Below are 8,464 nucleotides of genomic sequence, written 5' to 3'. Positions count from 1 at the left end.
GTGCCCACACAGATGATTGCTTTATATTGTTAAAGAACGTTTTGATTCGCTTTAGCGACTCAAGGGATGCGAATAATACACCCTTTATTTTTCGAGTCAACACTTTGTTTTAAATTTTCTTTTGGAATATTTAAAACCGAAGTTTTATTTAACTCTCTGATAAGTCCGTGCCTCGCTATGCGTTGGCGTTTCCCGTCTCAGTGGGGTCGCATTATAGGGAGATCCAAAAACAGATCAACACTTTTTTTCGATATTTTGACTGTTCGCTCAAAAAGCGTGCTAATCGGCTTAAAATGATAATTCACGCCTACTACAGAGCTGTTTTTTTAAGCTAAATTAGATAATTTCACATAAATACCATTGCTATGTTCATTTATCGCGTTAAGATAGCAAGTTCACAATGTTAAATTAATGTTTATTTCCTGTTTATTGGTAGATCAAAAATGAAATTACCCGATCAAAAATCTCTTATCTCTTCAGTTATCCTTGCTGTTATTGGTTTCGTTATAGTTAATTTTGCGCTTTCAAGCCTACAATTAAGTCCTGCACTGTTATTTGGTGCTGGTTTACTAATTGGTGGTGTTGTTATTGCTGCAATGTCGTCTGACGATTTAGAAGAAGCCGAAGTAAAGACAAAAACACTTTATGTAGGCAATCTTCCTTATCGTGCAAATGAAGGTGTTGTTCGTGCTTTATTTGAAGAGCAAGGTAAAGTGTTTAATGTTCGTTTATTAAAGGATAAAAATACTGGCAAGCGCCGCGGCTTTGGTTTTGTTGAAATGGCAGAGTCAGATGCTGATAATGCAATTGCTAAGTTAAACGATAGCGAGTTCCAACAACGTACGTTGAAAGTTCGTGAAGCAAAACAAAAACAAGATGACGAGCCTAACTCTTTTCGTTCTGAATCGGATCAGTCAGTGTAACTAGCTCCACCGGTTGCTCATCAATGACAATAGAAGCCGTTGCATAATAATGCAGCGGCTTTTTTTTGTGATCAAAAGTAACTTTGCTGTTTAAGGAATAGTTTTTCTCTATAAGCACAGTTTCTACCCGCTTTGCTATCGCCGCTCCCGAATCTAATAATTTAATGCTGCCTTGATAAAATGCATGAATCGCCGACGCTAAAATGGGAAAATGCGTACACCCTAATACCAAAACATCAATACTTTGATTAATTGATAACTCTCTAAGCTCGGCGTTTAACTTGTCTGTGTCGACCACTCCATTTAAGTAGGCATATTCAGCAATAGCGACTAACGCGACACTACTATATAAACTAACAGTGATAGATGAAGCATGGTCTTCGATTAATTGCTGTGTATATGGGCTGCTTATCGTTGCTGGTGTTGCGAGTAGGCCTATGTGATGACTGTTCGTGATACTTGCGGCAGGTTTAATGGCAGGCACTACGCCTACTATAGGAATGTGTGTTAATGATCGAATAGCACTCAATGCTGAAGTGGATGCCGTATTGCATGCTATAACTAACACATCAACGTTAAGTGAGTTCACTTCGATAAAGTGCAGTAAACCTCTGAGGCGTTCAATAATTTTTTGCTGGTTCAATTTACCATAGGGTAAAAATGCATTATCCATAAAATAGCTAATGCGTGCATATGGGAGCTGCTTCTGAATATGCTCAAGAACGGTTGTCCCCCCTATTCCAGAATCAAATACCATTATATGTGCTGACAAACGACTCGCTCCAAACTAAACCTAAGCTGACCAGTTTGCCATGCACATCTTCTAAAATAAAGCTTAAGCTTCACCCTCTAGTGTTGCTGAGCGTAACTTGTTCATTTGTTCAAACATGGCCTTGGTATAATCAACTAGCTTGCCGACTTCTTCCTGATCTTGATTTAACCATTGCAAAATACCTGACAGCTCATTTTGCAATGCAAGATCACCTGCTTTATTAAATGCATCTTTTAAATCACTGTTAAATGGCGCGACCTTCTCGGTAATTGCTTTTTCTGGCGCAGGCTTATTTTCTTCATAGCCTTTTATTGCCGCGAACGTTTTGGTTTGCTTTAAATCCATTGAAAATGCCACCAGCTGTTCATTACCTAGATTTAGCTCTTTAGCTTGCTCAAATGCATCTTCCATGTCACCACCGAAGAATGTTTTACTGACACTCTGTAGGTCTTCCATAAGGGCGTTAATGGCTTCTTGCTCATCTTCATTTAAATCGCCATTGACTGACATGCTAAATGATAGCTCTCGTGATTGCGATGATTCACTCGCATAACCTTCATTTTGACCATTACGCTGGTAACTACTTGCTGATTGCTGTTTGAATGCATCGGCAAAACTAATACTCACTTCATCACCTTCTGCGGTCGTGAAGTTATATTGCGCGTTATTACTTAAACTTAAATATTGCGCCTGCGTAACACTTACTGAATCTGGCTTGGGATTAAATAAGTCATCTTCAAATTCATCGAGGCCATTAAAAATGCCCTCTTTTGACTTTTCTATACCTTCTTCAATTTCATCATTTAAGATGCCGGTATCTTTTAGTTCTTCAAACGCGCCATCGATACCTATTTGCACACCTTTACGTGCGTCATCAAGCATACCTTTTAATTTCTCATTGTCTGCGCCATCGACCTGTGCCTTTTTAACTGCGCCAGTAACAAAGCTAAGCACATTTTTGACAATTTCATCAAAATCAAACAGTGGCTTGTCTTTTTTCTCTTCAGCGATCGGCAAACCTAAGGCTTCAGCCATTTTATCTCCCAATACTTTTGCAGCTAATTCTTTGCCACGTTGCTGATAGCTATCTTGGGGAGATTGTATTGTAGGCTGCTGCAATGCGCCTTTATTGCTGTATTTATTGACATTATTATTTGGAACAAAGCCAAAGTTACCAATTTTCATGATCCGACTCCTATTTCTGCTTACTTCATTATCGGCCTAAAAACGAATAACTAAAGCGATACGTACAAAAAAACAGCATTTACTATTACTCAAAACTAGACAAATACTCTCTGCCCCCTACAATAGCGCCGATAAACAGCATAATGAGATAAGGTATTAGGTAATGGCGGTTATAAAGATAGATACAACTGAATACGATGCACAATTAACAGAAAAAGAGCAACGTATCATTGCGCAATTCCAACGCTTTGGTGTTGAACAACTAGACGTATTTGCCTCTGAACCAATTCATTACCGTCAACGAGCTGAATTTAGAGTTTGGCATGATGGCGACGATCTGTTTCACATCATGTTTGACCAAGCAACAAAAGAAAAAATTAGGGTCGATGAGTTTGACCCTGCTGCGCCATTAATTGGTGAAGTAATGAAAGCGATGATTGATAATCTTAAAGACTGTGAAATCCTGCGCCGCAAACTGTTTCAGATTGACTACTTATCGACTCTCAGTGGTGAAATTTTAGTAAGTTTACTTTACCACAAGCCACTTGATGAAGAGTGGATGGCTGAAATAAAAGCCTTAAAAGAAAAGCTAAGCCATTCATTTAAAATTGACTTTATTGGTCGCGCGCGTAAACAAAAAGAAGTACTAGGCACTGACTATGTAACCGAGCACTTAACGGTTAATGGCCAAGCGCTTATTTATCAGCAGGTAGAAAATAGCTTCACTCAACCCAATGCACAAGTGAACATCAAAATGCTGGAGTGGGCACAAGATTTATGTAAACCTCTTAAGAATGATTTACTTGAGCTTTATTGCGGCAATGGTAATTTTTCAATTGCGCTAGCTGGCTCATTTAACCGTGTATTGGCAACAGAAATATCTAAGTCATCGGTGCATTCGGCGCAATATAATATTGCTAAAAATAATGTAACCAATTTAGATATTATTCGTATGTCGAGTGAAGAGTTTACGCAAGCAATGAACGGCGAGCGTACATTCTCTAGGTTAGAAGGAATTGATTTAACCAGCTACGATTGTCAAACTATTTTAGTAGATCCACCACGCGCAGGCATGGATACATTAACATGTGATTTAGTCGCCAATTACGAGAGCATTATTTATATTTCGTGTAACCCTGAGACACTAGAACGCGATTTAGACCACTTAACCCGTACGCATGACGTTAAACGTTTCGCTATTTTTGATCAGTTCCCATACACCCACCATATTGAGTCGGGCGTGTTTTTACAAAAAAAGGCGCTTTGATAAAATAGCTATACTTCCTGTGCCAGTGCTTTTAACAGCGCTGGTATTTGCATTTCGCTAAATACCTTTATATCATTTTGCTCTAATAATGCCGCAGTTAAACCCATACCTATGATTTTTATACCGCTATGCGTGCCGTCGTAGATATTATTTCGCCCACATGACGGGCTCGACTCTTTTAGTAATGCAAACCGAATGTGGTTTAGCTTACAAAAGCGTAACGCTCTTTGAGCACCAAGCTCAAACTCAGCAGTCATATCTTCACCGCTTTTGGTTATTACTTTTTGTGACTTTAACTCTGCAGGGGCTCGTGGAATTGGTAAGCCACCAGCAACTTCCGGACAAAAAGAAACGATTCTTTTTTGCTGCTGCCAAGTGGCTAATTGGGGGTGTTTTAATGCCTGGCCTTTACCGTCATAACGTACGGGGGCGCCCAACAAACAACTCGATACGAAAATCTTTTCCATCATGCATCTCTATAAACAAAAAAGCCCCGCATCCGGGGCTTTCATCATAATTTTGTATTTAGCTATTTAGCAGCTAAATAGTTAATCAGTTTACTAATATCATCAGGTTCTGTAATACCTGTTTCACGACCTAAGTTAAGCTTATACTTACCATTGACGATAAAGGTTGGTACGCCACGTAGTGCGCCCTTTTCTTTATAGTAATTTTGATCGCGTTTCATCTTCGAGCTCATAGTGCGCACTGAAAAGCTCTTATAAACTTTATCAAACTTGTCGCCATCAACACCTTGGGCAACAAATACATCTTTTATATCTGCTAATTCGTTAAACTTTGCGCGCTTGGCGTGAATATGGTTAAACATAGCGGCAATCAATGCATCCTTTTGTGGTAGCACTTCAGCTGTTGCTAGAGCCTGAGAGATCATTTGCTGATTTTCTGGGTCTCGCACACCGACAAAATCCACATGGCTTTTTTTGAACTCAACGCCTGTATTTAATTTTGGTTTAACTTCAGCCAGTAGCGCTTCATAGTTATTACACGCTGGGCAATAAAATGAAAAGAACTCTTTTACTTCAGGTTTTTTGCTCGCACGCTCAGAGACAATCTCATAATGCACGCCTTCTTCGTAAGTCGTTGGCGCCGCATTTGCCGCCAAAGGTAGTAATAAGGCAAGTAATCCTGCTTTAACTAATTTAATCATAATCAATTAACTCCAAAAAATTATTGTTCTAATAAAAATTCTACTAACTCATTAAGCTGCTCTTGGCTCTTAATGGTATTGATATTTATTTTATATTTATCGTTTACGATGAATGTTGGTACGCCGGTCAAAGCGCCCATTTCAGAATATTTATTTTGCTTATCTTGCATAGCACGCTCTGCTGAAATAACTGGCATGCTGGCAATATCGCTATTAAATGTATCATTATCAATACCATTCACTTCAAGTAACTTTTTAACATCTTTAATGTTATCAAGCGGTGCGCGTTGAACATGAATACTGTTGAAGATTTGATCCGCAATTTTCTCACCTTTATTATGCTGTTTAGCAATGATATAAGCGTAGCTTAAGTTACTTTGCACTTGTGGTGTTAAACCACCAAGAAAATTTACATGGTTTTTAATAAACTCAGCACCTTCAGGCAAGCTTTTTTCGATCGCTTTAGCGACGGGCTCAAACTTAAAGCAATGTCCGCAATAGAATGAGAAAAACTCGGTTACTTGGGGCGTTTTGCTTTTTTCAATATTCAATACATCATATTGATCACCCGCTTTAAAGTCTGCGGCCATAGCTGCAAAGGGTAAACATAAAAGTAGAAGACTCAGTTTTAATTTTTTAAGCATTGGACTCTCGATTCACTTTTTTAAAATAATTTATTTATGGCAGTAATTTTAGCGCTGGTTCTTGTAGTGCAGAATACTGCTCTTTTAATGCTAAAATTTGTTGCTCCCAGTATTTGTCATCCGCAAACCACGAAAAGTTCCGTGGAAATGCAGGATCATCCCAGCGTTTAGCTAACCATCCCATGTAATGGATCATACGCATAGCACGTAATGGTTCAATCAATTTAAGCTGAGAGTGGTCAAAATCACAAAACTCTTCATAGGCCGCCACCAAGGTATCTAACTGTAACAGTTGGTTGTTTCGATCGCCACTTAGCATCATCCATAAGTCCTGAATAGCAGGACCTTGGCGACTATCATCTAAATCTACAAACATGAGCGCATCACCCGCCCACAAAATATTACCTGCGTGGCAGTCTCCATGCAGGCGTATTGTGCTGACTTGTTGATAGAGTGATTTGGTCTTATCGATCACCATATCCAAAATGGTATAAAACGCTGTAGTTAGGCTACTTGGCACTAGATTACTGTTTTGAAGCTGAATTTTAGCTGTATCTAAATACTCATCACAGCTAATTGTAGGCCGGTGACTAAATTCACTGACTTTTGCTGATTGATGCATTCGGCCTATCAAACGCCCAAGTACATCAAGCTGATCTAAATTATCAACTTCAAATATACGTCCACCAACACTTGGAAACAGCGTAAACAAGTAGCCGTCATGTTCAAATAAACTCTCACCATTACGACTAATCGGCGCAACAACAGGCACCTCGGCATCAGCTAACTCCGCTGCAAATAAGTGCTCTTCTAGTATTTGTGCCTTGCTCCAGCGCTCAGGTCGGTAAAATTTAACAACATAGCGATTGCCATCTTCAGCTTTAAATTGATAAACACGGTTTTCATAACTATTTAATGCTAATAAGCCAGACTCGGCATAAATGCCGATACTTTCAACGGCATCTAAAATTGAATCTGGGGTTAAGTCTACAAAGCTAAATTTACTCATAATTCTCATCAATATAAAAAAAGCGGGAAAATCCCGCTTTTTATTAAGTGATAGTGTACTTAACTATCGTGCTTTAAAGAAGTTGCTCGGCTGCGAAATTTGTGAACTCGGCTCATCCACTGGCGATAAGATAAAATTAAACTCGGTCATAGGCTTTTTCAAATCATATGGGTCCATTACTAGTGATAATGGTACATTATGTGATTCACCGGCCTGCACAGTGAAAGTTTGCTTGCCTATATATTTAAAGTTTTCCAACCCTTCAACTTTAATATTAAAGCTTTGCTCGTATTGCGCTTTATTAATTACTTTAAGGGTGTATGTATTCTCAACTAAACCATCAAAATCGACTCGATAAAGCTGATTTCTATCCCTTATGATATCTAAGTCCATCGGTTTACGCATGACTATATTTGCAACCAACGCAGTGCTTAATATAACTAGAATCACAATGTAACCAATAATTTTAGGTCGCAATGGGTTTGTTTTGTTATCCGGCGTTTCTAAGTTACGCTCCGTCGTGTATGAAATAAGCCCACGTGGGTAACTCATTTTATCCATCACACCATCACATGCATCAATACACGCACCACAGTTTATACATTCTGCCTGCAAGCCATTTCGAATATCGATACCGGTCGGACATACTTGAACACACAAGTTACAGTCAATACAGTCACCGAGGTTTAGATTTTTAGGATCGTCTTTACGGCTACGAGGACCACGATTCTCGCCGCGAGTTTCGTCATAACTAACGGTGAAGGTGTCTTTATCAAACATTGCTGATTGAAAGCGTGAGTAGGGGCAAATATGTAAACACATAATTTCACGCATCCATCCCGCATTTGCGTATGTACACGCTGCAAATACTAAAATACTCACAAGCGCATAACCACCCACATTAAAGGTGATAAAATCAGGAAGTAGCTCTCGGATAGGTGTGAAATAACCAACAAATGTCAGTGCAGTGTAAAGCGAAAATGCAATCCAACTCGTATGTTTAGCTGTTTTTCGCCACAGCTTATCGAAATCCATCGGCCGCTGATCAAGCTTTTTGCGCTTATTGGCAGTCCCCTCTAATTTCTCTTCAAACCAAATAAAGATGAAGGTCCACACTGTTTGGGGGCATGTATAGCCACACCACACTCTGCCATAGAAGGTAGTCACTAAAAATAATGCAAATGCGGCAAGCATTAAAATAAAAGCAAGAATAGTAAAGTCTTGCGGCCATAACGTTAGGCTAAATATATTGTACTTTTGACCCATCAAATCAAATAGCACGGCTTGTTGGTCATTAAAGTTTATCCATGGCAACGCCATAAACGCTAACATGCCAAGAAAACCGATACGCTGCCTTAGCAGTTGGTGTAAACCAGTTACTGCACGCACATAAATGCGGTTTCGGGGGTTAAATCTATCTTGTGGGGCATTAAGATCTGGTTTCTCGATCTTCACCTCAGAAGGTATGTTCTTTACTTTTATTTGCTTTTCCATCG

Annotated in this window: 9 protein-coding genes; 2 read left to right on the top strand and 7 right to left on the bottom strand. The window is 39.2% G+C overall.

What is annotated here, in order from left to right; genetic code table 11:
* Nucleotides 1–443: 443 nt before the first annotated feature.
* On the top strand, nucleotides 444–923 hold the full coding sequence (locus tag ADS77_RS20460; protein ID WP_054206854.1) for an RNA recognition motif domain-containing protein: 480 nt from the start codon (nucleotides 444–446) through the stop codon (nucleotides 921–923).
* On the opposite strand, the gene murI is transcribed toward ADS77_RS20460, so the two are convergent.
* Together murI and ADS77_RS20450 are read right to left on the bottom strand one after the other, a co-directional pair.
* Nucleotides 886–1,695, bottom strand: coding sequence for a glutamate racemase (gene murI, locus ADS77_RS20455; RefSeq protein WP_054456065.1), 810 nt, complete (start codon nucleotides 1,693–1,695; stop codon nucleotides 886–888). The genes ADS77_RS20460 and murI overlap by 38 nt on opposite strands.
* A 63-nt stretch (nucleotides 1,696–1,758) precedes the next feature.
* The gene (locus ADS77_RS20450) at nucleotides 1,759–2,880 is read right to left on the bottom strand and encodes a DUF5610 domain-containing protein (RefSeq protein WP_054456063.1); all 1,122 of its coding nucleotides are present in this window, start codon (nucleotides 2,878–2,880) and stop codon (nucleotides 1,759–1,761) included.
* 163 nt (nucleotides 2,881–3,043) lie between these two features.
* Between ADS77_RS20450 and trmA the strand changes: the two genes are divergently transcribed.
* Nucleotides 3,044–4,147, top strand: coding sequence for a tRNA (uridine(54)-C5)-methyltransferase TrmA (trmA, locus tag ADS77_RS20445; protein ID WP_054206851.1), 1,104 nt, complete (start codon nucleotides 3,044–3,046; stop codon nucleotides 4,145–4,147).
* A gap of 8 nt (nucleotides 4,148–4,155) precedes the next feature.
* Here the strand turns inward: trmA and ADS77_RS20440 are convergent, their stop codons facing one another.
* The 5 genes from ADS77_RS20440 to ccoG all read right to left on the bottom strand — a co-directional run bounded on the left by ADS77_RS20440 (nucleotide 4,156) and on the right by ccoG (nucleotide 8,462).
* Nucleotides 4,156–4,614, bottom strand: coding sequence for a DUF523 domain-containing protein (locus ADS77_RS20440; protein WP_054206850.1), 459 nt, complete (start codon nucleotides 4,612–4,614; stop codon nucleotides 4,156–4,158).
* A 62-nt stretch (nucleotides 4,615–4,676) separates the two neighbouring features.
* Nucleotides 4,677–5,315: a thiol:disulfide interchange protein DsbA/DsbL gene (locus tag ADS77_RS20435; RefSeq protein WP_054206849.1), complete on the bottom strand. Its 639-nt coding sequence runs from the start codon at nucleotides 5,313–5,315 to the stop codon at nucleotides 4,677–4,679.
* 20 nt (nucleotides 5,316–5,335) lie between these two features.
* Nucleotides 5,336–5,959, bottom strand: a complete 624-nt coding sequence (locus ADS77_RS20430) for a thiol:disulfide interchange protein DsbA/DsbL (RefSeq protein ID WP_054206848.1) — start codon at nucleotides 5,957–5,959, stop codon at nucleotides 5,336–5,338.
* 34 nt (nucleotides 5,960–5,993) lie between these two features.
* On the bottom strand, nucleotides 5,994–6,968 hold the full coding sequence (locus tag ADS77_RS20425) for a serine/threonine protein kinase (protein ID WP_054206847.1): 975 nt from the start codon (nucleotides 6,966–6,968) through the stop codon (nucleotides 5,994–5,996).
* A gap of 63 nt (nucleotides 6,969–7,031) precedes the next feature.
* Nucleotides 7,032–8,462: a cytochrome c oxidase accessory protein CcoG gene (gene ccoG, locus ADS77_RS20420; protein WP_054206846.1), complete on the bottom strand. Its 1,431-nt coding sequence runs from the start codon at nucleotides 8,460–8,462 to the stop codon at nucleotides 7,032–7,034.
* Nucleotides 8,463–8,464 lie beyond the last annotated feature (2 nt).

The organism is Pseudoalteromonas porphyrae, from assembly GCF_001298125.1.
Classification (GTDB): Bacteria; Pseudomonadota; Gammaproteobacteria; order Enterobacterales; family Alteromonadaceae; genus Pseudoalteromonas; species Pseudoalteromonas neustonica.
This window is presented reverse-complemented; position numbering and strand designations above follow the sequence as displayed.